At 69.3% G+C, this 23868-nt stretch carries 16 protein-coding genes, 1 pseudogene and 1 riboswitch; of the genes and pseudogenes, 9 read left to right on the top strand and 8 right to left on the bottom strand.

The window, feature by feature from the left end; all coding sequences use genetic code 11:
* Nucleotides 1–55: 55 nt before the first annotated feature.
* The 4 genes from KDY119_RS18495 (at nucleotide 56) to KDY119_RS18480 (ending at nucleotide 9594) form a co-directional block, all read left to right on the top strand.
* Nucleotides 56–6307, top strand: coding sequence for an RHS repeat domain-containing protein (locus tag KDY119_RS18495; protein WP_153022635.1), 6252 nt, complete (start codon nucleotides 56–58; stop codon nucleotides 6305–6307).
* Nucleotides 6307–6861 (top strand): hypothetical protein, encoded by a 555-nt coding sequence (locus KDY119_RS18490; protein ID WP_148284344.1) that lies wholly within the window; start codon nucleotides 6307–6309, stop codon nucleotides 6859–6861. Before KDY119_RS18495 ends, KDY119_RS18490 begins: the two co-directional genes overlap by 1 nt.
* A 248-nt stretch (nucleotides 6862–7109) precedes the next feature.
* A complete protein-coding gene (locus KDY119_RS18485; protein WP_148284345.1) occupies nucleotides 7110–8108 on the top strand; it encodes an IS481 family transposase in 999 nt (332 codons plus the stop codon).
* 880 nt (nucleotides 8109–8988) lie between these two features.
* On the top strand, nucleotides 8989–9594 hold the full coding sequence (locus tag KDY119_RS18480; RefSeq protein WP_194174281.1) for an SMI1/KNR4 family protein: 606 nt from the start codon (nucleotides 8989–8991) through the stop codon (nucleotides 9592–9594).
* 216 nt (nucleotides 9595–9810) lie between these two features.
* On the opposite strand, the pseudogene KDY119_RS18475 reads toward KDY119_RS18480, so the two are convergent.
* Nucleotides 9811–10068, bottom strand: a pseudogene (locus KDY119_RS18475) (transposase); the annotation flags it as partial.
* 21 nt (nucleotides 10069–10089) lie between these two features.
* On the opposite strand from KDY119_RS18475, the gene KDY119_RS18470 reads away from it, so the two are divergent.
* Nucleotides 10090–11856, top strand: a complete 1767-nt coding sequence (locus tag KDY119_RS18470; RefSeq protein WP_148284347.1) for an RHS repeat-associated core domain-containing protein — start codon at nucleotides 10090–10092, stop codon at nucleotides 11854–11856.
* Between the two features lie 378 nt (nucleotides 11857–12234).
* On the opposite strand, the gene KDY119_RS18465 is transcribed toward KDY119_RS18470, so the two are convergent.
* A protein-coding gene (locus KDY119_RS18465; RefSeq protein WP_407657413.1) for an IS3 family transposase occupies nucleotides 12235–13406 on the bottom strand; the annotation gives its coding sequence in 2 pieces (ribosomal slippage) (nucleotides 12235–13125 and nucleotides 13128–13406; 1170 coding nt in all).
* Between the two features lie 292 nt (nucleotides 13407–13698).
* Entirely contained in the window at nucleotides 13699–14658 is a 960-nt protein-coding gene (locus tag KDY119_RS18460) for an NAD-dependent epimerase/dehydratase family protein (RefSeq protein WP_227994436.1), read from the bottom strand.
* 125 nt (nucleotides 14659–14783) lie between these two features.
* On the opposite strand from KDY119_RS18460, the gene KDY119_RS18455 reads away from it, so the two are divergent.
* The gene (locus KDY119_RS18455; RefSeq protein WP_036955411.1) at nucleotides 14784–15473 is read left to right on the top strand and encodes a TetR/AcrR family transcriptional regulator; all 690 of its coding nucleotides are present in this window, start codon (nucleotides 14784–14786) and stop codon (nucleotides 15471–15473) included.
* 303 nt (nucleotides 15474–15776) lie between these two features.
* On the opposite strand, the gene KDY119_RS18450 is transcribed toward KDY119_RS18455, so the two are convergent.
* The 3 genes from KDY119_RS18450 to KDY119_RS18440 are packed head-to-tail and all read right to left on the bottom strand — an operon-like array spanning nucleotide 15777 to nucleotide 18587.
* A complete protein-coding gene (locus KDY119_RS18450; RefSeq protein WP_085998088.1) occupies nucleotides 15777–16523 on the bottom strand; it encodes a DUF4232 domain-containing protein in 747 nt (248 codons plus the stop codon).
* Between the two features lie 58 nt (nucleotides 16524–16581).
* Entirely contained in the window at nucleotides 16582–17898 is a 1317-nt protein-coding gene (locus tag KDY119_RS18445) for a sensor histidine kinase (protein WP_051137006.1), read from the bottom strand.
* Nucleotides 17895–18587: a winged helix-turn-helix domain-containing protein gene (locus tag KDY119_RS18440; protein WP_036955796.1), complete on the bottom strand. Its 693-nt coding sequence runs from the start codon at nucleotides 18585–18587 to the stop codon at nucleotides 17895–17897. Before KDY119_RS18440 ends, KDY119_RS18445 begins: the two co-directional genes overlap by 4 nt.
* A gap of 227 nt (nucleotides 18588–18814) precedes the next feature.
* On the opposite strand from KDY119_RS18440, the gene KDY119_RS18435 reads away from it, so the two are divergent.
* Nucleotides 18815–19375, top strand: coding sequence for a low molecular weight protein-tyrosine-phosphatase (locus tag KDY119_RS18435; protein WP_036955416.1), 561 nt, complete (start codon nucleotides 18815–18817; stop codon nucleotides 19373–19375).
* A 79-nt stretch (nucleotides 19376–19454) separates the two neighbouring features.
* Here KDY119_RS18435 and KDY119_RS18430 read toward each other — a convergent pair whose 3' ends face one another.
* Nucleotides 19455–21026: an MFS transporter gene (locus KDY119_RS18430; RefSeq protein WP_227994435.1), complete on the bottom strand. Its 1572-nt coding sequence runs from the start codon at nucleotides 21024–21026 to the stop codon at nucleotides 19455–19457.
* A gap of 199 nt (nucleotides 21027–21225) precedes the next feature.
* Between KDY119_RS18430 and KDY119_RS18425 the strand changes: the two genes are divergently transcribed.
* Nucleotides 21226–21882 carry a TetR/AcrR family transcriptional regulator gene (locus KDY119_RS18425; RefSeq protein ID WP_051137007.1) on the top strand — a complete coding sequence of 219 codons (657 nt, stop codon included), beginning with the start codon at nucleotides 21226–21228 and terminating at the stop codon, nucleotides 21880–21882.
* 7 nt (nucleotides 21883–21889) lie between these two features.
* Complete coding sequence (locus tag KDY119_RS18420) at nucleotides 21890–23101, top strand: pyridoxal phosphate-dependent aminotransferase (protein WP_036955419.1); 1212 nt, start codon at nucleotides 21890–21892, stop codon at nucleotides 23099–23101.
* Nucleotides 23102–23131: 30 nt separating this feature from the next.
* Here the strand turns inward: KDY119_RS18420 and KDY119_RS18415 are convergent, their stop codons facing one another.
* Entirely contained in the window at nucleotides 23132–23443 is a 312-nt protein-coding gene (locus tag KDY119_RS18415; RefSeq protein WP_036955423.1) for a hypothetical protein, read from the bottom strand.
* 134 nt (nucleotides 23444–23577) lie between these two features.
* A riboswitch (glycine riboswitch) is annotated at nucleotides 23578–23687 on the top strand.
* Nucleotides 23688–23868 lie beyond the last annotated feature (181 nt).

Raw genomic sequence — 23868 nt, 5'->3', positions numbered from 1 at the left:
CCGGAGGGCGAAGCGTGCCGTGGCTGCCTCGGCGACTCACCGGAGGAGCGGCGTGGTGGCCGGTGCGGTGGCCGCGGCGCTCGTCGCGACGGTCTGCGTCGTACCGGCGGCGAGTGCACACGACGAATCTGACCGGACGACGTGGACCGATGCTCAGCGCCGCGAGCACGGGCACGAGCTCGAGAAGCCGGTGCCCGACGTCGCGCCGCTCCGGTCCGACGCTGCACCTGTGGTGGACCGAACTGTTGCGCCCTTGGCACCGGCCCAGCGGGCGAGCGTGCGCTGGCCGGATCGGAGCCATGCCACGGCACGCGTCGGTCGGCAGCACACAGCGGCGTGGAGCGGCACACCCGGTGGCCTTCCGATCACCGTCTCTGGGTACGGCCTCGCTCCCCGTGTGGACGGGGACGGCGCCGAGGTCGGCGTCACTGTCGCGGACCACGACGCGGCGACCCACGCCGGGGTAGAGGGCGTGGTGTTCGACCTGGAGCCCACGGATGTGGGCGTGGCGGGCAAGGTCGACGTCTCGGTCGACTACTCGGACTTTGCGGGTGCCTACGGCGGTGACTGGTCCTCTCGGCTCCGGCTGGTCAGGTTGCCTGACTGTGCATTGACGACACCGGACAAGGCGGCATGCCGTACCCAGACCCCGGTGTCGGGTTCGACCAACGACACGGCGAGCCAGACCGTGACCGCGACGGTCGCGACGGCGTCGATGGGTGTGATGGCCCTGGCGGCCACCGCGTCGGGTTCGTCAGGCGACTGGTCGGCCACGCCCTTGTCGGCTTCGGCGGCGTGGCAGGTCAGCAATCAGACCGGTGACTTCACCTGGTCCTACCCCTTGTCGGTTCCGGCGACCCAAGGTGGGCCGTCGCCCGACTTGGCGATCTCCTACGACTCGGGGTCCGTCGACGGCAAGGTCGCGACGACGAACAACCAGACGTCCTGGATCGGTGACGGCTGGGACATGGATGCCGGCTACGTGGAACGCAAGTACGCCTCGTGCGCGGACGACTCGACGAGCTCGGGGGCGAACAACGCGGGACACAAGACCGGTGACCTGTGCTGGAAGACGGACAACGCGACGCTCGTGTTCGGCGGCAAGGCCGTCGAGCTCGTTCAGGACGGGACGAGCGACGTATGGCATCCCAAGGATGACGACGGGACGCTCGTCAAGCACCTGACGGGCGCGGCCAACGGGGACGACGACCACGAGTACTGGGAGGTCATCACCACCGACGGCACGCAGTACTTCTTCGGGGAAGACCAGCGGCCCACTGACAGTGCGGCACTGAACTCTGCTTGGACTGTTCCGGTGTACGGAAACAACGCGGGCGAGCCGTGCCACGCGACCGCCTTCGCGGACTCGTGGTGCCAGCAGGCGTGGCGGTGGAACCTCGACTACGTCGTGGACACGGCCGGTAACACGATGACGTACAAGTACGCCAAGGAGACCAACTACTACGGTCGCAACCTGAACGAGGCGGTCTCGTCCTACGTTCGCGGCGGCTACCTGACGGGCATCGACTACGGCCAGCGCAAGGGCTCCGAGACGGCAGCACCCGCCCCGCAGCACGTGGCGTTCACGGTCGCCGAGCGGTGCCTTGCCACTGACTGTTCGTCCCTGACGTCGAGCACTGCCGCGTCGTGGCCGGACGTTCCGTTCGATCTGATCTGCTCGTCGTCCACCACCTGCGCGACGCAGACCTCCCCGTCGTTCTTCACGCGTAAGCGGCTGACGACCGTGACGACGCAGGTGTACTCGGGCGGCGCGTACAAGGATGTGGACTCCTGGGCCCTGACCCAGTCGTTCCCGGACCCGGGCGACGGGTCCAACGCCGTCCTGTGGCTCGCGAAGATCGTGCACACGGGCAAGTCCAACGGATCGGTTGCCCTACCTGCCGTGACGTTCTCGGGGACGCAGATGCCGAACCGCGTCGACGACACCGGTGACTACGGCCCGCAGATGTACCGGTATCGCGTCAGCGGTGTCACGACCGAGGCCGGCGGGACAGTGACCGTCAACTATTCGGCACCCGACTGCACCACGAGTGATCATCCGTCGACCTCGGCGGAAGGGCAGGACTCGAACACGCGGATGTGCTACCCGGTCGTGTGGGACCCGGAGGGGTCGGGCGGGCCGCGGGTGGAGTACTTCCACAAGTACGTCGTGACCGCACTCATCCAGTACGGCGGTGACGCGACGTCCCTCCCGGTGGAGACCGACTACGACTACGTCGGGTCGCCCGCGTGGCACTACGACGACAACGAGCTGGTCCCCGTGGCGCAACGGACCTGGTCGGAGTTCCGGGGCTACGGCACGGTCGACGTGGTCACCGGGTCGACTGGCATTGCGAACCGCGAGAAGGTCCGTTACCGCTACTTCCGCGGGATGGACGGCGACCACCAGGCCGACGGCACCAGCAGGTCGGCACAGGTCGATGGCATCGACGATGCGGACCGGTACAACGGGTTCCTGCGCGAGCAGATCACGTACAACGGGTCGGCCGTCGTCTCGGACACCTTCAACACCCCGTGGCGGTCGGCGGCGACCTCGACTGCGCCCGACGGCACCAAGTCGTACCTGCTCGGAGTCGGCACCACCGAGACGCACACGACCGCGCCGGCCCTGTCGGGCGGTGAGCGGGTCACCAAGACCGTCACCACGTACGACTCGACGTACGGCACGCCACTGACGGTGGATGACATCGGTGACGTGTCCACGACCTCGGACGACCGGTGCACGACCAACGAGTACGCCCGCAACACGTCCGCGAACATCGTCACGACGATCAAGCGGTCCTACACGCTGGGGGTCCGGTGTGCGAACGTGGACACGGCGACCTACCCCGGCGACGTGATCTCTGACACCCGGACCGTCTACGACGGCGGCGCGTACGGGGCGACCCCGACCAAGGGCTTGGTCACCTCGACGCAGGAGGCGTCGTCCTACTCCGGATCGACCGGTTCGTACGTGACCACCTCGACGACGACCTACGACGCGGACGGGCGACCGACCTCGACGACCGACGCGCTCGGCCGCAAGACGACCACCGCGTACACGCCCGCCACGGGTGGGCCGGTGACTCAGACCACGGTGACCTCGCCCGACCCGGACGGGACCGGAGCCCTGACAGCCCAGACCACGACAACGGTCCTGGATCCGCTGCGTGGTGTGCCGACGAAGTCGACGGATCCGGCGGGGAAGGTCACCACGGCCACCTATGACGGCCTCGGCCGGATCACCGCGGTGTGGAAGCCGGGGCGCGCGACGACGGCGTCCGCGTCGGTCAAGTACGCCTACAAGGTGGGCGCCGGCGACAACGCGGTGACCACGAGCACGCTGAACCAGGACGGGGCGACGTACCTGAGCTCGGTCACGATCTCGGACGGCCTGCTGCGCGAGCGGCAGACCCAGGCACCGGGTGCGAACCGGGACACGGGCGGCAGGCTCGTGACGGACAAGTTCTACGACTCGCGCGGCCTGCTGACCAAGGCGAACAACGCGTGGCCGACGACCGGGTCGCCGTCGGCCACCGTGGTGACCACACCCGACTCGATCCCGTCCCGCGACCTGTACACCTACGACGGCGCGGGGCGGCAGACCGCGGACGTGTTCCAGGACGACGAGGTCGACCGGTGGAAGACGACCACTTCCTACGGCGGTGACCGCACGACGGTCACCCCGCCGTCCGGGGGCACGCCGACCACGACAGTGACCGACGCCCGGGGCAGCACCACGAAGGAGATCGAGTACACGGCAGGGTCGACGACCGGTGCCTCGCAGACGACCACGTACTCCTACGATCACGGTGGCCGGCTGGTCTCGATGAAGGACCCCGCGGGCAACACGTGGAGCTACACCTATGACGTGCGGGGCCGGCAGATCAGCGCTAAGGACCCGGACAAGGGCACCACGACCACGACGTACGACAACGCAGGCCAGGTCACCTCGACCAAGGACGCCCGCGGCAAGACCCTCTGGTACGGCTATGACGCGCTCGGTCGCAAGACCGAGGAGCGCGACACCTCGGCCACTGGGGCGGTGCTGGCGAAGTGGACCTACGACACCCTCGCCAAGGGTCAGCTGACGAGCTCGACGAGCTATGTGGGGTCGAACGCGTACACCACGGCGGTGACGGGCTATGACAACGCGTACCAGCCGCTCGGACAGTCGGTCACTCTGCCAGCGTCGGAGGGCAAGCTTGCCGGGACGTACACGACGACGTACGCGTACGCACTGGACGAGCAGTTGCAGTCGGTCTCGTTGCCCGCAGGCGGCGGCCTGGGTGCGGAGAAGGTGACGACCTACTACGACAAGCTGAACCGCCCGGAGTGGATGGGTGGCCCCTACGGCTGGGGTGCGTACGTGGCCGAGGACACGTACTCCAGCTACGGCGAGATGCTGTCGATGGACCTGTCGAACTCGTACGTGGACCAGCTCACGTACACCTACGACCAGGCCTCACGCCGGATGACCTCGCAGGCGTTGTGGTTGGAGAACGCGACAGGGGAGGTCCTGCACATCACCTACGGGTACGACGACGCGGGGAACGTGACATCGGTGGCGGACAAGCCGACTGTCGCGGGCTCCAAGGCGGACACGCAGTGCTTCACGTATGACGGGTTGCGTCGGTTGGTGCAGGCGTGGACGCCGTCGTCGAACTCGTGTGCGGGTGCTGCGTCGGTGTTGGGTTTGGGTGGGGCTGCCCCGTATTGGTCGTCGTGGGGCTATGACGCGGTGGGGAACCGGACGTCGCAGACGACGCATGCCTCGGGTGGTGACACGGTCGCGGCGTACACGTACCCGGTGGCGGGGTCGGCTCGTCCGCATGGGGTGACGGGTATCAACACGACGGGGCCGTCGGGGACGACCACGTCGTCGTCGTTCGGGTATGACGCGGCGGGGAACATGTCCTCGCGTGCGATGGCGGGTAGTACGGCGCAGACGTTGACGTGGGATACGCGCGGTGAGTTGTCGGACGTGAAGGCCGGGGCGACCAGTCAGGACGCGTCGGTGTATGACGCGGACGGGAACCGGTTGGTCCGCCGGCAGGGCACGAGCGTGACGGCGTATCTGCCTGGTGGTGAAGAGCTGACGTTGAACACCTCGACACAGACCCTGTCCGCGAAGCGGTACTACAGCTTTGCTGGGCAGACGGTCGCGGTGCGCACGGGGACGGGTCTGGCGGGTGTGTCGACCCTGGTGTCGGATCCGCAGGGGACGGCGCTGGTCAGTATCGCGAACGGCACGAACGTGGTCTCGCGCAGGTATACCGACCCGTTCGGGAACGTGCGGGGTGCTAAGCCGGCGTGGCCTGGTGACCACGCGATGTTGGACAAGGTGTTGGACGCTTCGGGGCTCACGCAGGTGGGCGCGAGGTATCTCGACACGGTCACGGGGCGGTTCGTGTCGGTGGACCCGGTGCTGGACACGGCGAATCCGCAGCAGTGGAACGCGTATGCGTATGCGGGCAACAACCCGGTCACGTTCTCCGACCCATCAGGGTTGATCATCACCAACCCGCACCCGGACGGGATGACCGACAAGCAGTGGGACAACGCGTCCCACGGTCGCCCCGCGGGCCCAGGGACCGCACCAGCACAGCCCTCCTCTGCATCGAACTCCCACTACAAGGCCCACACGGTCCGGGCACCGGTCCACGTCACGATCTCCTCGTACGCGACTGGCGGTTCGCCCATCACGTCCGGGGGCGGGAAGAAGTCGAACGGGCACCACAGCCCGACCCACACCACAGCCCCGGCACCGACGTCGAGCGGATACCCCGCATGCGCCAACGTGTGCGGACAGTCCAGCCCGTATGGCGGGATGATCGCTATCGGCGTCATCTTCGTCGCTGGCGGCTGGGTTGCCTGTCTAGCTGCGTCCGAGGTGTGCGTCAGTGCCCTGGTGGTTGGCGCGGTCAAGGAGGCGCCCGATGCCGTTGAGGTGACGAGTAGACTCGCATCACGCGCCGACGAGCTGAGCGGCGCGCTTGACAGGATCGCGCAAAGCCGACGAACGTCTGCCGTCTTGAGTACTGATGAGGGCGCAGATGTCCTGGCCGGTGGGGGGCGTGACCTCTCGGGCGCCCAAAAGGCTCTGGCGAAGGCGGGCGATGTAATTGCAAAGTCTCCCGGTGACCATGCTGAGGTGACCGCTGTAAATGAAGCCCTTGGGCAAGGGCTAGCCCCGCAGGGGATCGCGGCTTCTCGACCCTTCTGCCCCACATGCCAAGCCTTCCTTGAGGATCATGGGGCGACCATCCTCAGCCCGCGAACCGCGTGGTGGTACGGAGGGAACTGATGAGCGGAATCGAGCAGAGCATCGAGCCAGCAATTGCACGGTTGACACCATCGCGTAAGGCCGCCCTTGCGGCGGCATGTGCGGAGTGGCTGATCCCGCTGCTTCAAGTCTTCGATGAAAGTTCTTCATCCACCCTCGTCGGGTTTGCGAAGCCGGTGCTCGACGAGGTTTGGAGTGCGCTTGACGGTGGCGGTCCGGTGATGATATCGGCTTCGGAAGTTGAGTCGCGTGTTCCTGACGAGGATGGTCCGTGGGATCCCTTTTTGCCTTACGCTGAAAATGCACTGGCTGCTCTTGTCTATGCTATAGAGGCCTCCGCGCTACCCGCTGATAGAACTGTTATTTGGGCGGTGCGACAAGTTCAAGAAGCCGCTGAGTATTCCGCCTCCAGAAGCCCGGACCGCGCCGCCGTCATTATCGAGAGCGCGGACCGGCAGGTATCAGAGATACTTGGACGCCTGGCGGGCGCCTCGCAGAACCTTGTCGAGCTGCGCGGATTCGTCGCCAAGGCGGGTGGAGACTTTTTAGATGCCTTCGTGCTGCGGGGCTCGTGACGAGCCCTGGACTGTTGCACGGATAGGTGGCGCCCGACGTGTAGTGTCGTGGGGTGCTGCTGGAGGGAAGCTCCTCCTTTATCGGGTCGGTGAACAGGTGCCGGATTTTCTTGGTGGACTAGTTGTGATGTCCAGGGACGTTGTTCCGATTCCGTGATGGCGACACGGGGCCGGGTTACCGGATGACGAAGGCCTCCGGTTGTGAAGTGGAGCTGTCGAGGAACCACTTCCACCCACCGGAGGCCTTCGTGTCCCACGCTAACGCCCTGCTCACCCCGAAGACACGGCTGCGGCTCGCGCGCCTGGTCGTGGAGATGGGCTGGACTTACTCGTCCGCGGCGAAGATGTTCATGGTCTCGGCGCGCACGGCCAAGAAGTGGGCCGACCGGTACCGGACCGAGGGGCCCGCGGGGATGACGGATCGCAGCTCGCGGCCACGGCGCAGCCCGACCCGCACCCCGCAGCACATGGTCAAGGCGATCGTGCGGCTGCGCTGGCGCCACCGATTGGGACCGGTCCAGATCGCCGGTCGCCTCGGCATCCCGGCCTCGACCGTGCACGCGGTCCTGGTGCGGTGCCGGATCAACCGGCTGGCCCGGATTGACCGGGTCACCGGCGAACCGCTACGTCGTTACGAGCACGACCACCCCGGATCACTGATCCACGTCGACGTCACGAAGTTCGCGAACATCCCCGACGGCGGCGGGTGGCGCTACCTGGGAAGACAACAGGGCAAGAGGAACACGCACGTCACCGCCCGCACCCGGACGGGCTACACCGACAAGGGCAACCCGAAGATCGGCACCGCCTACCTGCACACCGTGATCGACGACCACTCCCGGGTCGCCTACGCCGAGATCTGTACCGACGAGACCGCGGCCACCGCCATCGGCGTGCTCAAGCGCGCGGTGGCCTGGTTCGCCGCCCGCGGCGTGAAAGTGGAACGCGTGCTTTCCGACAACGGATCGGCCTACCGCTCCCACACCTGGCGCGAGGCCGGCGCCGCCCTCGACATCACCCACAAGCGGACCCGCCCCTACCGGCCCCAGACCAACGGGAAGATCGAACGCTTCCACCGGACCCTGGCCGACGGATGGGCCTACGCCCGCCTCTACGACTCAACCCAGCAACGCAACGCCGTGCTCCCGGCCTGGCTCCACTTCTACAATCACCACAGGCTCCACTCCGCGATCGGCAACCAGCCACCGATCAGCCGGCTGACCAACGTCCCTGGACATCACAACTAGCCCTCTGCGAGCCGCCTATCGATGATGGTGGCGGACCCAGTAGATGGCTCTCGAGGAAGGTTGGAGTCGTCAAGGGGTGATCGGGCATGGGAACGATCTGAGTCACTACTCCTACGAGGATCGGCGGGGAAGGACGAGCCATCTTTTCGAGAAGCCGGGATGTTATGCATAGAGCAGGACGGCGCCAGGTTCTTGACAGGGTGACGAATATCTGGGATTCGACCGGAAGAGGTGTTCGAATGAGTAACGAGGGTGACTTTATGGGATTCTTGGAGCCGGTCCAGTAATGTACGGGTATCGGCTGATTTTGGCTAGTTCTGTCGGCTCGCGCGACGGGATGGGAATGGAGTTGTCGGCCGACGATGGAACCCGCGTGGCGGAGGTCTTCGACGACGACGAGACGGGGCGCCGTACCGTAACCCTATTCCTGCCCAACGTACCGTTCGAGGCGGTTGAATGGCTACTTTCTGAAGCTCGCAAATGGCTTTAGTGAGACTGTACGACAATCCTTCCAACCTGAAGTGCGTCGTAAGGCGGCACGCTCCCTTGGTGCCGCTGCCGATCTCCTTATGATGCGCGATGCGACCGTCGATGCGATACGGGGGCGCAACCGACGAGGAGATCGCACAGGTGCGGCCCTATGTTGAAGGGTGTAACCGTGCTCTGTGTAATGGCGACCTCTCGCCCACAGGTCGCGTCAGTACTCGAGGGCCACTGCGCGCAGACGTCAACCGTGCCGTAGCGGCGGAACGGCAGCGGGCGGCAAGCGAGGGTAATCCGTACAACGGTCACGCCGGGCACGTGCCCGATACGACCTGGACCGGTCGCGCAACGCCACCCGAGTGGATGGACCTCACGCCGAGGGTCAATAGTAGCCTTGGTGGACAGTCGCTTCGATACCCCCTTGGGTTTCGTCCAACAGAGTTCTTGTTTGGTGTGGGAGAATAGTGCGATGTCTGAATGTGTGTCCCGCGACTGGCGGGCCGAGATAGTCGAGCTCGTAACTGTTCAGCAGGGGCTGCTTGCCCTCGGCGATAGGTCGCCATGGCGTGTTCATTTTCCGAGAGTCGCAGCGGGAGAGCGGGAAATTTCGGCGGCCGAGGAACGACTTCGAGTGCGACTCAATCCACAGTTTAGATCATTTCTAACATTCGCGGATGGGTGGCCAGGATTCTTTCAAGACTTTGACTTGTTCGGCACTTCCGAACTCTCTGACGATGGCGTACAGGCGCGCTGCGCTTTCGAAGCCTCCCTTGATGAATCTGATTTTGGAAACGAGCTCGGGATGGACTTTGATGGGCTGCTGTTTATCGGACGTTCCGTATTGAACGGCGATGTGATAGTTACTGGAACTCGTGACGGGCGCCAGTGCTTGGGTGTTGTTTGGTATGCGGGTGGTCCAATCGAACAGTTTGACAACTTCCAGACGTTCTTCCGATATATGATTGAGTTAAATCGCCGGGAAATTCGAGCCATTGGCGGTTAGCCTCGATCTTTCACCGAGCGGGTGAGCGTGGTCGGGACGGCGTCGTTGCCGTTCTTGAGCGGTGATTCTTGCGGGTGGGTGTGACGAGGTAGCCGACGTCGGTCGGTGCGCGGGTTCCACGGGTCCGGGGTGGTGCTCGGGGTCGTCGGGACGGGCGAGAGGGGTGGCCCAGGGTGCGTGAGCTGTGAGGTGGAGCAGGTGCTGGCGTGCGCTTCAGGCGATGACCGCTGGGACGGTGAACAGGCGCAGGCGTAGTCGTCTTGGTTCCCACCGGCGCGCGTCGTCGCCGGTCAGGGCGAGGGGCTGCATCCACACGCTCAGGTCGAGTGCGAGCATCACGATGGCGCACCAGATCCGGTTCTGGTCGAACCCGTGCAGGGGCGGGTCCGCCAGTCCGGTGTCCTTCGCGATCCGGATCCGGTCCTCGCAACGGGCCCAGGCGCGGCGGCGCAGCTCGAGATCGGGAAGCTGCCCGCGCGTGGCTGCGGGCTTTCCATGACGGGCAAGGCGGATACGCAGTGCTTCACGTATGACGGGTTGCGCAGGTTGACGCAGGCGTGGACGCCGTCGTCGAACTCGTGCACCGGCGCGCCGTCGTCGCTGACTTTGGGTGGGGCTGCGCCGTATTGGTCGTCGTGGGGGTATGACGCGGTCGGGAACCGGACCTCGCAGACCACGCACGCTTCGGGGGGTGACACGGTCGCGACGTACACGTACCCGGTGGCGGGGTCTGCTCGTCCGCACGGGGTCACGGGGATCACGACGACCGCGGCGTCGGGGGCCACGACGTCGTCGTCGTTCGCCTATGACGCGGCGGGCAACTTGACCTCACGCGCCATGGCCGGCAGCACGGCGCAGACGTTGTCGTGGGATGCGCGGGGTGAGTTGTCGGACGTCAAGGCCGGGACCACGGACCAGGACGGTTCGGTGTACTCCGCGGACGGGGACCGGTTGGTCCGCCGGCAGGGCACGAGCGTGACGGCGTATCTGCCCGGTGGTGAAGAGCTGAGCCTGAACACTTCGACGCAGACGCTCAGCGCGAAGCGGTACTACTCGTTTGCGGGGCAGACGGTCGCGGTGCGTACGGGCACGGGTCTGGCGGGTGTGTCGACCCTGGTGGTGGACCCGCACGGGACGGCGTTGGTGTCGATCGCGAACTCGACGAACGTGGTCTCGCGTAGGTATGCCGACCCGTTCGGGAACGCGCGTGGTGCGAAGCCGACCTGGCCGGGTGACCACCAGATGTTGGACAAGGTGTTGGACGCTTCGGGGCTCACGCAGGTGGGCGCGAGGTATCTCGACACGGTCACGGGGCGGTTCGTGTCGGTGGACCCGGTGCTAGACACCGCGAACCCGCAGCAGTGGAACGCGTACGCGTATGCGGGCAACAACCCGGTCACGTTCTCCGACCCATCAGGGTTGATCATCACCAACCCGCACCCGGACGGGATGACCGACGCCCAGTGGGGCAGCGCCAAGCATGGTGGGGCGGTTGGTCCGGGTACCGCCCCGGCACAGTCGTCCTCCGCATCGAACTCGTATCACAAGGCCCACACTGTGGCCCCGTGGGTGATCGTTACGGTGACTTCGCATTCGTCGGGTAAGGCGAGTGCGCCGACCACGAGTGCGAGGAAGCCGAGCGCGCGCCGCACCCCGGCGCACTCGGTGGCTCCGGCCCCGACCTCAAGTGGATACCCCGCATGCGCCAACCTATGCGGGCAGGTCGACACGACCGGGTACGGCGATTGGATCGCGGGCGGCGCCGTCCTATTGTCGGGCGGGTGGATCCTCTGCGCCGCCTTCATCGAAGTCTGCGCGGGCGGCGTCTTCACGGCTGGTGTCACCGAAGAAGCCACCGCCGACGTGGGCGTAGCCGCAGCGGCAGAGACCGGAACGGCGGAGGCGGGTGAGGCGGCTGGCATCGACGATCTGGGATCGGGCATCTTTAGGGGCGTCGGAAAGGGCCACCCCGGGTACGAAGACGCGCTTAAGGGCGACTCCTTCCCTCGCAACCCTGATGGGCTTGCGAGTGCAGAGGAACACAATCTCGGCAACACTGCGGACAGCCCGTTCACTTCGTGGACCAGCGACTACAATGTCGCGAGACGATTCGCAGGAGAAGACGGTGTGATCCTGCGTCTACCGAAGGGTTCGCCTCCTGCGGGCGCGCCATGGAAATTTGAGTGGTCTCCGGATGTTTGGATGGAACGAGAAATTCTCATTAAGGGCCCCGTGCAAGGAGCTCAGGTGGTGCTTCCGTGAATACGATATTTGTCACGCCTGAGGTGCTCGCCGCCTTACCGGATGGGAACGAACCAAAAGACGCGAGAGTGCGACTTAGGATTGCTCTGGCATCGCGTGGTGGCGCACCGATCGCTCTGCATAGTGCAGTGGCGCGCGATTTGCTTCCAACATATGAGGTCCGATTGAGTCGGGCGTCCGAAAAAGGTGCCGCGTCGGTGCGTGACCTTGAGGGATTTGTCGACCAACTGCGCGCGATATCGGGCGAGGTGTTGATATTCACGGTCGATGTCGGGGGGGAGGTGTATTTTGGTCTTGTTGACACCAAGCAGCGGACCATCCTATCGGTGGTCACTGTATAGCGATAGGGACTGCTGCACGAACAGGTGACAGGTGATCTCAGGCGGCGAGTGCGACCTGAGTGGTGATGATGGCTTCGAACTCGATCGGGGTCAAACGTCCCAGGCGCTGCTGGCGGCGTCGCCGGTGGTAGGTCCGTTCGATCCAGGTGATGATCGCGATCCGCAGCTCGTGTCTCGTGGTCCAGCGGCGCCGGTCCAGCATGTTCTTCTGCAGCAGGGCAAAGAACGACTCCATCGCGGCGTTGTCGCCGGCGGAGGCGACCTGGCCCATGGACCCGACCAGGTCGTGGGCGCGCAGCGCGGCCAGGAATTTCCGGCTTCGGAACTGGCTGCCTCTGTCGCTGTGGACGATGCAACCGGCCACCTCGCTGCCGCCGACGGCGCGCCTGGCGACCGCGTTCTCGAGCGCCTTCACGGCCAGGGACGACTTCATCCGCGAGTCGATGGAGTAGCCCACGATCCGGTTCGAGTACACGTCCTTGATCGCGCACAGGTAGACCTTGCCCTCCGCGGTGGGGTGCTCGGTGATATCCGTGAGCCACAAGGTGTTCGGCGCGTCGGCGGTGAAGTCCCGGCGCACGAGGTCGTCGTGCGCGGGCGGGCCCGGACGCTTGCTGCCCTTGCCCTTCTTCTTGCCGAACGCCGACCACCAGCGGTTGTCCGCGCACCGGGCCCACACGGTGCGGTCGCACGCGACCTGGCCGGTGTCGCGGGCTTCATCTCCCAGGAGTCGGTACCCGTACTCCGGGTCGTCACGGTGGGCGTCGAACAAGGCGTTCGCGAGGCGGGCCTGCTCCAGGTCACGAGCCGTGACGGGCTGCGCGAGCCACCGGTAGTAGGGCTGGCGTGCGAGGTCGAGCACCCGGCAGGTCACCGTCACGAGGATCCCGTCGGCGGCGAGCTCACGGACCAGCGGGTAGCTCATTTTCCCGGCAGGTGCGCCTGGGCGAAGTACGCCGCCGCCCGGCGCAACACCTCGTTCTCCTGCTCGAGCAGACGAACCCGGCGGCGGGCCTCGCGCAGCTCGGCGGACTCCGAGGCCGTCACGCCGGGCCTGGCGCCGTCCTCGACATCGGCAGCGTGCATCCAGTTGCGCAGACACGACTCGGAGATGCCGAAGTCCTTCGCGATCTGCTTGATGGGGGCCTCGCCGCGCCGGGCGACGGCCACGACATCGTCGCGGAACTCCTTGGGATGGGGTGCGGGCACAGGACACATCCTTCCAGCAGCGCCTCACGGCACCACACGTTGGGTGTCACCTGTTCGTGCAGCAGTCCCGTATGACGCGGTGGGGGACCGGACGTCGCAGACCACGCATGCTTCGGGTGGTGACACGCGCGCGGCATACACGTCCCCGACGGCGCCGACGTCACGATCCCCGTCACCGCGTGCGGACGAACAGACGCAGCTAGATCCTGCCTCTCATTCGAGTCTGTGTCGCCAGTTTGGGCGAGTCATGCTGGTGCACCCGTCCCACCGTCGAGTGGTCCGGCCCCTGCGGTCAACGAGCCCCGGCGCGGTAGGCGTCGACGGTCGCCTGGACGGCGTCGTCGAACGGGGTGGGCTTGAGCCCGAGCGCCGCGTCGCTCGCCGACGCGTCCATGACGAGCGGGCGCGTGAACAGACGGAGCATCTCGACGATGCCGCGCGTGCCGCGGTCGAGGAGCCCGGCGGCCCGCAGGACCCAGGTCGGCATCGGGCGGACGCGCGCGTCGGCTCGTCCGGCCGCCCGGGCGTACGCGGTCACCATCTCGCGCTGGCTGCAGGTCGCGGTCACCGGTGCGAACCAGATGCCGTCGGTCGCGCCGTCGGCGGCACCGGTGGTCCGGTGGTCGGCGCGGGCGCGCTCCCCGGCGCGGATCATCGCGGCGGCCAGGTCCGGCAGGTAGGTCCAGGAGTGGGGGAGGTCGGCGCTGCCGACGGGACGGGCCGTGCCGCCCGACGTCGCCGGGCCGAGCATGCGGTCGCCCGCGTGGGCATTCGCCCCGGCACCCGGCCCGAAGTAGTCGGACGCGACGACGCTCGCCGTCGGGACGGGGGACGCGGCGCGCGCCGCGAGGAGCTGCGCCCGGACGCCCGGCTTGCCGCCGACGGCGTCGTGCCGGGTCGCCTCGGTGATCGTGCCGGACGCGTCGAACGCGTACAGGCTCTCCGGAAACACGACGACGGCGCCCGCGGCCTCCGCGGCGGCGAGGACGGTCCGCTCGGCGGCGGGGAGCTCGCGGGCCCAGACCTTCGCGTCGTACGCGGAGGCGTGGATGCAGAAGTAGATGATCTCGGCGTCACGGACGGCCTCGGCGAGGGCGTCGGCGTCGGTCACGTCGACCTTGCGGCGCTCGACGAGCGGGTGGTCGAGGCCCGACCCGGACCGGGTGAGGACGCGGACGGGCGTCCCCTGGTCGACGTGCTGGCGGGCGACGGCGGTGCCGATCGGGCCGGCTCCTGCGATGACGATGCTCATGGTCACGTCCTATCTGTGAGCAGTGCTCTCGGTTGCTGACGACACGAGCATGCACCCTCGCCGCGCGGAAAGCAAGAGCAGTGCTCACTTTTGTGTCCCACGACCTCGTGAGGCAGGATCGGGGCATGGCACCCACGCCCCGACAGCTCGCCCGCGAGCACACGATGCGCGAGATCGTGCGGATCGGACGCGCCCAGCTCGCCACCGTCGGCCCCGCGGACCTCTCCCTGCGCGCCGTCGCGCGGGAGCTCGGTGTCGTGTCGTCCGCCGTCTACCGGTATGTCAGCAGCCGCGACGAGCTGCTGACCCTCCTCATCGTCGACGCCTACGACGAGCTCGGCGACGAGGTCGACGCGGCGCTCGCGGCCGCCACCGAGGACCCGCGCGACCGGCTCCTCGCGGCGGCCCGCGCCGTCCGGGCGTGGGCCCTGCGCGTGCCCTCGAGCTACGCGCTCCTCTACGGGACCCCCGTCCCCGGGTACGCGGCACCGGCCGACCACACCACGCAGCCCGGGACCCGGGTCGTCCTCGCGCTCGTCGGGATCGTGGTCGCGGCGTCGGAGGCGGGCGGGCTCCGCCCACCGTGGCGCGAGGTGCCCGACGGCGTCCGCGCGGACATGGAGCGGATCCGCGCCGAGTTCGGGCTCGAGCTCCCCGTCGGTGCGCTGGCCGCGGGGTTCCAGCTCTGGTCCGGCATGTTCGGCCTCGTCTCGTTCGACGTCTTCGACCAGTGGGGCCCCGACACGCTCACCGACCGGGCAGGCTTCTTCGACTACCAGGTGGGGCTGCTCGGAGACCTCGTGGGCCTCGCGTAGGCGAGCCGCCCGCGCGGCGCGGTCGCCGCCGTCGTCGGGCATGAAAAAACCCGTGGGCTGGCGGTCTGGTCCCCCATGGAAAGGGAGGACCGCCTGTCGCGGTGGACGATTCCGCGACACCCACGGGCCCGGTGATGGCGTTGGTTTCGCCAGCTCGTCCGGAGACGTGCCGCGCGAGCTAGCGCGCGATCACCTCATGCGTCCGAAGAGTCTTCACTGGTCGGATCACCTCCTTTCCCATGTGCCGACGACGCTACGCGGCGTGCGCCGTCGTGCCAAGCAATTTCGCCGACGGGGGAGCCGTCAGTCCGCGCCCGGCTGGATCGCCTGCGTCTGCAGCAGCTGGACCTTCTTGTTCGTGCAGGCGGTGAGGCCCGATGCCTTGACGAAGATCGAGTGCGTCTCGCCCGGCACGTAGACGCGCAGGCCGTCCGCCTTCTGCGGCTTGCAGGTGCTCTTGTCGTAGTTGGCCGCCTGCGCGATCTTCAGCGGTGCGTGCGCGTGGCCGTTCGGGAGCAGGGTCACGGTGGCGTGCGGGCTCGACCGGTCGAAGGTCGCGGCCGCGCCGAGCTGCGTGCCGTTGTCGTCCCCGACGAACGACACCCCCGGCCAGCCCTGGAGCTGGCACGGCGAGCTGCCCGTGTTCTTCAGGACGAGGTACGGGAACGTGCTGCCCGCGCCGCCGCCCTCACCCTCGGTGAGCGTCCCCGTCAGGTGGCCCGCGGTGCAGCGGGCGACGCGCAGCGAGCTGGACGTCGGTGTGGAGCCGGAGCCGCTGCCCTTCGTGGTGCCTGACGTCGAGCCCGTCCCGGCGCCGTCTTCGGTGGAGCCCGAGGTGGGCGTCGAGCCCGTGCCGGTGGTGTCGTCCGCGGTGGACGTCGGGGACGGCGTGGTCTCGGTGGAGCCTCCGGTCGCGGGCGAGGCCGCGTCCTGGGTTCCGTCGTCGCAGGCGGCGAGCGTGCCTGCGCTCAGCAGTCCGACGACGACGAGCGCGACCGCGGCCGTCGTCGTCCGCGCCACGTGGGGCGCGTGCAGGTGTCGACGTGTCATGCCTCGAGTCTGTCGCCCGGAGCATGAGGGGAGCATGAGGACGGCCCTCACGTTCGGCTCAGGCGGGCGGTAGGCGCAAGGTGGCGCGGAGCCCGCCCGACGGCGCGTCGTCGAGCTCGAGGCCGCCCCCGTTGACGCGGGCCGCCCACGACGCGATCGACAGCCCCGACCCGGTGCCGGCGCGCGAGTCGCCGGTCGTGCCCGCCTCGACCATCCGGGCGCGGTCGGCCGCGGGGATGCCGGGCCCGGCGTCCGTCACGACGACCGCGTCGGCCCGCACCTCGACCACGACCGGCGGGAGCCCGTGGCGCAGCGCGTTCTCCACGAGGTTGCGCACGCCGAGCGCGAGCACGTCCGGGTTCGCCCGCACGACCACCGCCGGGGGTGGGTCCGGCCGGAGGGCGACGTGGGCGCCGTCGGGTGCGTCGTCCGAGCGCCGGGACGTCGTCTCGTCGAGCTCGGTGACGACCCGCTCGACGAGCTGGTCGAGCCGGAGCCGTTCGCGCGACAGGTCGGCCGTCCCGACGGCGGCACGAGCCCGCAGCAGGAGAGCGTCCGTGAGCGCGGTGAGCCGCCGGACCTGGCGTCCCGCTCCGTCGACGGCGGCCCGCTGCGTCGCGAGGTCGTCCGGGTGCAGGGAGGCGCGGTCGACCTCGAGCTGGAGCACGCTGAGCGGGGTCCGGAGCTCGTGCGCGGCGTCGACGAGGAACCGCTCCTGCGAGGCCAGCCCCCGGACGGCGGGCCGCATCGCACGGCCGGAGACGACGTGGCCCAGCAGGCTCGCCGCGACCACCAGGAGCACGCTCCCCAGCAGCAGCCGGTTGCGCAGCGCGGCGTGCTCCGCCGCGCCTGGGACGGCACCCCCGACGAGCAGCACTGCGCCGACCGGCGTCGACGACGTGATCTTCGCTGCGTCGAAGACCGGAGCCGCCGCCCAGTGCAGCGTCGGCCCGCGCTGCTGGGACGCGACGAACGCCGTGACGCCCGCGTCCTTCTGCTGCGTGGCGAGCACGCGCCGGAGCTCGTCGTCCGTGGGCAGGGCGTCCTGGTCGGGCTCCGCGTACTCGATGGACGACGGCGTCACGACTCCCAGCACCGACGTGGTCCGGCCGACCTGGGTCGCGTTGAGGCGGCCGAGGTCGAGGGTGCCGTCGTCGGAGATGCTCACGAGCTCCGAGAGCGAGCCCGCCTGCTGGCGCAGGCCCTCGTCGAACGCCTTCGTCTGCGCGGACGTATCGACGCGGAGCGCGATCGCCACGAGCACCCCGAGGCACACGGCGGTGGTCGCGGCGAAGACGACGGTCGTCGTCCAGCGGATCCGGCTGATCCGGCGGCGCGCCGAACCGAGCGCCGGGTCGTCCGTCGCGTCCGTCATCGCCCGGCTCGCTCCGGGGGAGCGGCCGGGGCGTCGGCCAGCCGGTACCCGACCCCCCGCGCGGTCTCGATGAGGTCCGGGTCGCCGAGCCGGCGCCGGAGCTGGCCGACCAGCACGTCCACGACGTTCGACGACGGCTCCGTCAGCTCGTCCCAGCACCGTTCGACGAGCTCGGTGCGGGTCACGACCTCGCCCGCGTGCTCGAGGAGCACCTCGAGGACCGAGAACTCCTTGGGCGTCGGGCTGAGGAGGATCCCGTCGAGTGTCAACCGGTGCCGGACGACGTCGAGCTCGAGCCGCCCGCTCGTGAGGACGCGGGCCCGCTCGGTGCCCTGGCGACGGGCCAGGGCACGGATCCGAGCGACCAGCTCAGGCAGCGCGAACGGCTTGACCACGTAGTCGTCGGCGCCGTGCTCGAACCCCGCCACCCGGTCGGCCACCTGGCCGCGGGCGGTCAGCAGGAGGACCGGCGTCGCGACGTCCCGGCGACGCAGGCCGTCGACGAGGTCGAGCGCGTCGCCGTCCGGCACCGACCGGTCGAGGACCAGGACGTCGTGGTGCGACGTGGACACCAGGACGTCGGCGTCGGCGATCGTCGTGACGTGGTCGACGACGAAGCCCTGGTCGCGCAGCGCCGCGACGAGGGCGGGTGCGAGCTCGGCGTCGTCCTCCAGGAGCAGCAGCTTCACGCGGACCGACTCTACGGCCCTGACCGTCACGCCGGGTCAGGCTGTCGGTGACGTGCCAGGCCGCTCAGGGCGTGATCGGCGGGCGCCCCGCTGGTCCGACGGCACGACTCTGTCGCGAGCACGGGATCTTGGCCCCTCGAGCACGCGGCCTCCGTCCGTCAGTGCGCAGCGAGGGACGCAGAACCCGTGTTCGGCGCTGGGGGACGGACGCTTGGCAGGATGGGCGCATGGCTGCCCACGACCCGTATCGCGTCATGACCGTCTGCACCGGGAACATCTGCCGCTCGCCGATGGCGGAGGTCGTGCTGCGCGAACGGTTCGACGCCGCCGGGCTCGGCGACCGGGTCCAGGTCGACTCGACGGGCATCAGCGACGAGGAGCAGGGCCGACGGATGGACCGACGCGCTGTCGCGGTCCTCGAGGCGCACGGGTACGACCTGGCGGCGCTCGCGGGACCGGCGGGGCCGCACCGGGCGCGGCAGGTCCGCACGTCCGACCTGGCCGCGCGCGACCTCGTGCTCCCGATGACCGTGCTCCACGCGCGCTCGCTGCACCGCCTCGAGGGGACCCGAGGTGGTGTCGACGACGGGCACGTCCGGCTGTACCGGACGTTCGACCCGGCGGCGCCGCACGTGGACCCGGACGGGCCGGACGGCTACCGCCTCGACATCGACGACCCCTGGTACGGCGACCGTGAGGACTTCGAGTCGTGCCTGGCCCAGGTCGAGGCCGGTGCCGACGGGGTGGTGGCGTTCGTCGAGGGCGAGCTGCGCCGTCGGGCGGGGTGACGAACGGGCCGCGCGGCCGGATCTCTCCGGTCGCGCGGCCCGTTCGTGTGGTGCCTGTCGTGTCGGGTGGCCGACGTCGTCAGGCCTCCACGGGACGGCCGACCGCCTCGGCCATCTCCTCCTCGAAGAGCGCCGCGGCGTCCTCGGGAGCGACGATCCGCGGACCGTCCGCGTCCTCGGCCTCGACGGCCGGGGCGGGCGCGGGCTGCGGGGCGCGGGACCGCACCGCGAGACCGAGCAGCAGCACGGTCGCCGCGAGCAGGATCGCGGAGGTCAGGAACGCCCGGTCGGCGCCCACGACGAACGCGTGCTGCGCGACGGCCTGCGCCGTCGAGCCCTCGGGTGCGGCGTGCTGCGTGGCCGTCGTCGCGACGGTGACGAGCACGGCGAGGCCGAGCGAGCCCCCGACCTGCTGCATGACGTTGACGAGACCGGACGCCGCGCCGGCGTCCTTCGGGTCGACGCCCTGCAGCGCGATCGCCGTCAGGGGCACGAAGGCGAGCCCGTTGCCCATGCCGAAGAGCAGGAGCGGGACGAGGATCGCGACGTACGACGAGTCGGCGTCGAGCCGCGAGAGCACCAGCAGCGCCACCGTCGACAGGCTCAGGCCGATCAGCAGCAGCGGCTTGGCCCCGGTGCGGACGACGAGCGCCGCACTGACCCGGGAGAAGGCGAACAGCATCACGGTGAGCGGCAGGAACGCCAGCCCGGTGACGATGGGCGTGTAGCCGAGGACGTCCTGCAGGAAGAGCGTCAGGTAGAAGAACATCCCGAACATGCCGCCGACGAGCAGGATGCGACCGATGTAGGACGCGACACGGGTCCGGTCGGCGAACAGCCGCAGCGGCGTGATGGGAGCCGGGGCGCGGAGCTCCACCAGGACGAACGACAGCAGCAGCAGACCGCCCAGGACGAATGCGAGGACCGTCTCGGGGTCGCTCCAGCCGTCGCTCGCGGCGCGGATGAAGGCGTAGACGAGCGCGCTCATGCCGAGCGTGGACGTCGCGGCGCCGAGCAGGTCGAACTTCCCGCGCTGACGCGGGGTCTCGGGGAGCACAGCCCGGGCGAGGAAGATCAGGCCGACGCCGATGGGCACGTTGACGAACAGGACCCACCGCCACGAGACCCACTCGGTGAGCAGGCCGCCGGCGATGAGGCCGACCGCGGACCCGCCGATCGAGACGGCGGCGTAGTAGCCGAGGGCGCGGGCGCGCTCGCGGCCCTCGGGGAAGCGCGCCATGAGCAGGGCGAGCCCGGACGGGGCGGCGAAGGCCGCGCCGACCCCCTGGATGGCGCGGGCGGTCAGCAGCTCGCCGGGGCCCTGCGCGAACCCGCCCGCGAGGGACGCGAGCGTGAACAGGCCGATGCCGAGGAGCAGGGTCCGGCGTCGGCCGAGGATGTCGCCGGCGCGAGCGCCGAGGAGCAGGAGCCCGCCGAACGCGAGGGTGTAGGCGTTGAGGACCCACGACAGGCTGGTCGACGAGAAGCCGAGGGCCTTCTGGATGTCGGGGAGCGCGACGTTCACGATCGTCGCGTCGAGCACGATCATGAGCTGGGTGGTGAGGATCGCGGCCAGCACCAGGGGTGAGGAGTGGCCGCGGCCCGCGGCTGCGGGAGCCTGCGGGGCGAGGGTGGTCGAGGGTGAGGACACGTCTGGCCTCCACGAAGTAGGATGGAAAGTGGAAGGAGCCTCCGGTAGACCCTTAGGACTATACGGAGGGTTCCTCCGGTTGTGCAAGAGGTCAATCGACATGAGTGCGGATCGGCCTGTCTCCCCACCCACGGGAGCGGGCGGGTATCGTCACGGCGTACGAGGCCGCGACGGTGCGGTTCGCGCGAAGGAGGTCACCGTGGGAACGCAAGCGACGGGCGAGCAGACGGCCGGCCAGGACCAGCCGTGCCGCCCCCTGCGAGCCGACGCCGCCCGCAACCGCGAGAAGCTGCTCGAGGCCGCCACCGAGGTCTTCGGCGAGCACGGCACCTCGGGCTCGCTCGAGGAGATCGCGCGGCGTGCGGGGGTCGGGGTCGGGACCCTGTACCGCCACTTCCCCACGCGTGCCTGTCTCGTCGAGCAGGTCTACCGACACAGCGTCGACGAGGTCTGCGAGGCCGCGCCGCGCCTGCTCGAGCAGCTCGACCCGTTCGACGCGCTCTCCACCTGGGTCGACGGGTTCGTCGCCTACGTCGGACGCAAGAAGGGCATGGCGTCCGCGCTCCGGGAGGCCATGGGCCCCGAGTCCGAGGCCGTCTTCGCAGACGTGCACCAGCGGCTCGAGGGTGCCGCCTCGCTGCTCCTCGGCGCCGCCCAGAAGGCGGGCATGGCCCGCACCGACGCCGAGCCGCTCGACATCCTCCGCGGCGTGTCCGGCATGTGCATGGCTGCGGCCGCGTCGCAGGACCCCGAGCGGACCAAGCGCGTCCTCTCGCTCGTCCTCGACGGGCTCCGGTACGGAGCTCCCGCGAGCGGTGAGCCGTCCGCGCGCACCGAGAACCTCGCGTCCGTCTGACCGCCACGTGAAGGTCTCCGCGCGCTCGCACGTCCCGGCCTTCGCCGTCATGGAGGTGCTGGCGGCAGCCAACGCCCGACGCGCGGCGGGGGAGTCCGTCCTCAACCTGTGTGCCGGTGAGCCGTCGTCGGGCGCGGCGGAGCCCGTGCGCGAGCGCGCGATCGAGATCCTCCGCTCGGGCGACCTCGGTTACACCGAGGCGCTCGGTGCGCCGGCCCTGCGCGAGGGGATCGCCGGCCACTACCGCCGCTGGTACGACGTCGACGTCTCGCCGGGCCGGGTGGCCGTGACCACCGGCAGCTCCGGCGGGTTCCTGCTCGCGTTCGTCGCGGCGTTCGACGTCGGCGACCGCGTGGTCCTCGCCCGGCCCGGCTACCCGGCCTACCGCAACATCCTCACGGCCCTGGGCTGCGACGTCGTCGAGCTCGACTGCGGGCCGGCCACGCGCTACCAGCCGACCGTCGAGCAGCTCGCCGCCCTCCACGCCGAGAGCCCGGTCGCCGGGTTGGTCGTCGCGAGCCCCGCGAACCCGACCGGCACCATGATCGAGACCGCCGAGCTCGAGGCGCTGTCACGCTGGTGCGCGGCGCACGGCGTGCGTCTCGTCTCCGACGAGATCTACCACGGCATCACCTACGGCGGTCCTGGTCGGTCGGGCGTCGGGGCCACCGCCGCTCGGTACCTCGACGACGGCGCGATCGTCGTCAACTCGTTCTCGAAGTACTGGGCCATGACGGGCTGGCGGCTCGGCTGGCTCGTCCTGCCGGACGACCTCGTCGGCGCCGTCGACGCTCTCGCGAGCAACGTCGCGCTCTGCCCGCCCGCGCTCGCACAGCACGCCGCGATCGCCGCGTTCACCGAGGAGGCGTACGACGCTGCCGCGGCCAACGTCGCCACCTACGCCACCTCGCGGGCGCTCCTGCTCGAGCGCGTCGCCGAGCTCGGCTGGGACCCCGTCGCTCCCGCCGACGGCGCGTTCTACCTCTACGGCGACGTGTCGCGGTTCCTGTCGACCGGGCCGGGCGACGGCCGGCCCGTCGACTCGGTGGCGTACTGCGAACGGCTGCTCGCCGACACCGGCGTCGCGCTCACGCCCGGCACCGACTTCGACGGCGTCCACGGCGGCTCGTGGGTGCGGCTCAGCTTCGCCGCGGCACCCGCGGTCGTCGCGGAGGCGGTCGACCGGGTCGTCGCCTGGCAGCGGACCCTGGCCCGCTGAGCGCGACCCCGTCCGGGCAGGCCGACGGGTTCAGTCCTCCTCGGGCCCGGGCCCGGGCGTCCTGCCGTGGTCGGCGGCATGCCTCGCGACGTACGCCTTGCGGACCTCGCCGACCTCTTCCTCCGGCTCGCCCAGGTCGGCCCCGTCGGGTCCGGGACCGGGGGTCCGGCTCTCCTGCTCGCGGATGTTCTCCTCGCGCTCGTCGAGCTCCTCCGCGGTCTCGTGCAGGTCCTCGCCGCGCGGCCCCGGACCGGGGGTGGCGCCGTCGTCCTCGGCGGTGAACCCGTCTCTGCCCGAGACGAGGCCCGCGGTGTCGTAGTCGTCGCTGGGGGTGCTGGTCATGGCGTCCTCCTCGAGCCCGGGGGCCGGTCCGGCCCCGCTCTCCGATTGTCACGCGGCGGGTGCTCGGTGGCGAGTGCACGGCACCGGCGGCCCCGCTGGGTACGATGAGCGCACAACTTCAGCTTCACGCCACTCGAACCGTGTCGGGAGAGTTCGCGCGTCGTCCGCTTCGGTGGAGAGCGCCGGACGCCGAAGGAGCAAGTCCTCCCCGGAATCTCTCAGGCCCCCGTACCGACACGGCGAGGCAACTCTGGAAAGCGGTGCGCGCGTGCGCGCACCCACCGACGGTGCAAGTCGGCGCGCCCCGGGCGGGACCATCCCGCGAACGGCGGACCGGCAAAACTCTCAGGTGGACGCTGCGCGTCCGGTGACAGAGCGGGGAGGGCCCAGCCCACCGGTCCGGCCGTCGTCGGACCACGCCCGCC

Source organism: Luteimicrobium xylanilyticum (assembly GCF_009429125.1).
In the GTDB taxonomy this organism is placed as follows: domain Bacteria; phylum Actinomycetota; class Actinomycetes; order Actinomycetales; family Cellulomonadaceae; genus Luteimicrobium; species Luteimicrobium xylanilyticum.
This window is presented reverse-complemented; position numbering and strand designations above follow the sequence as displayed.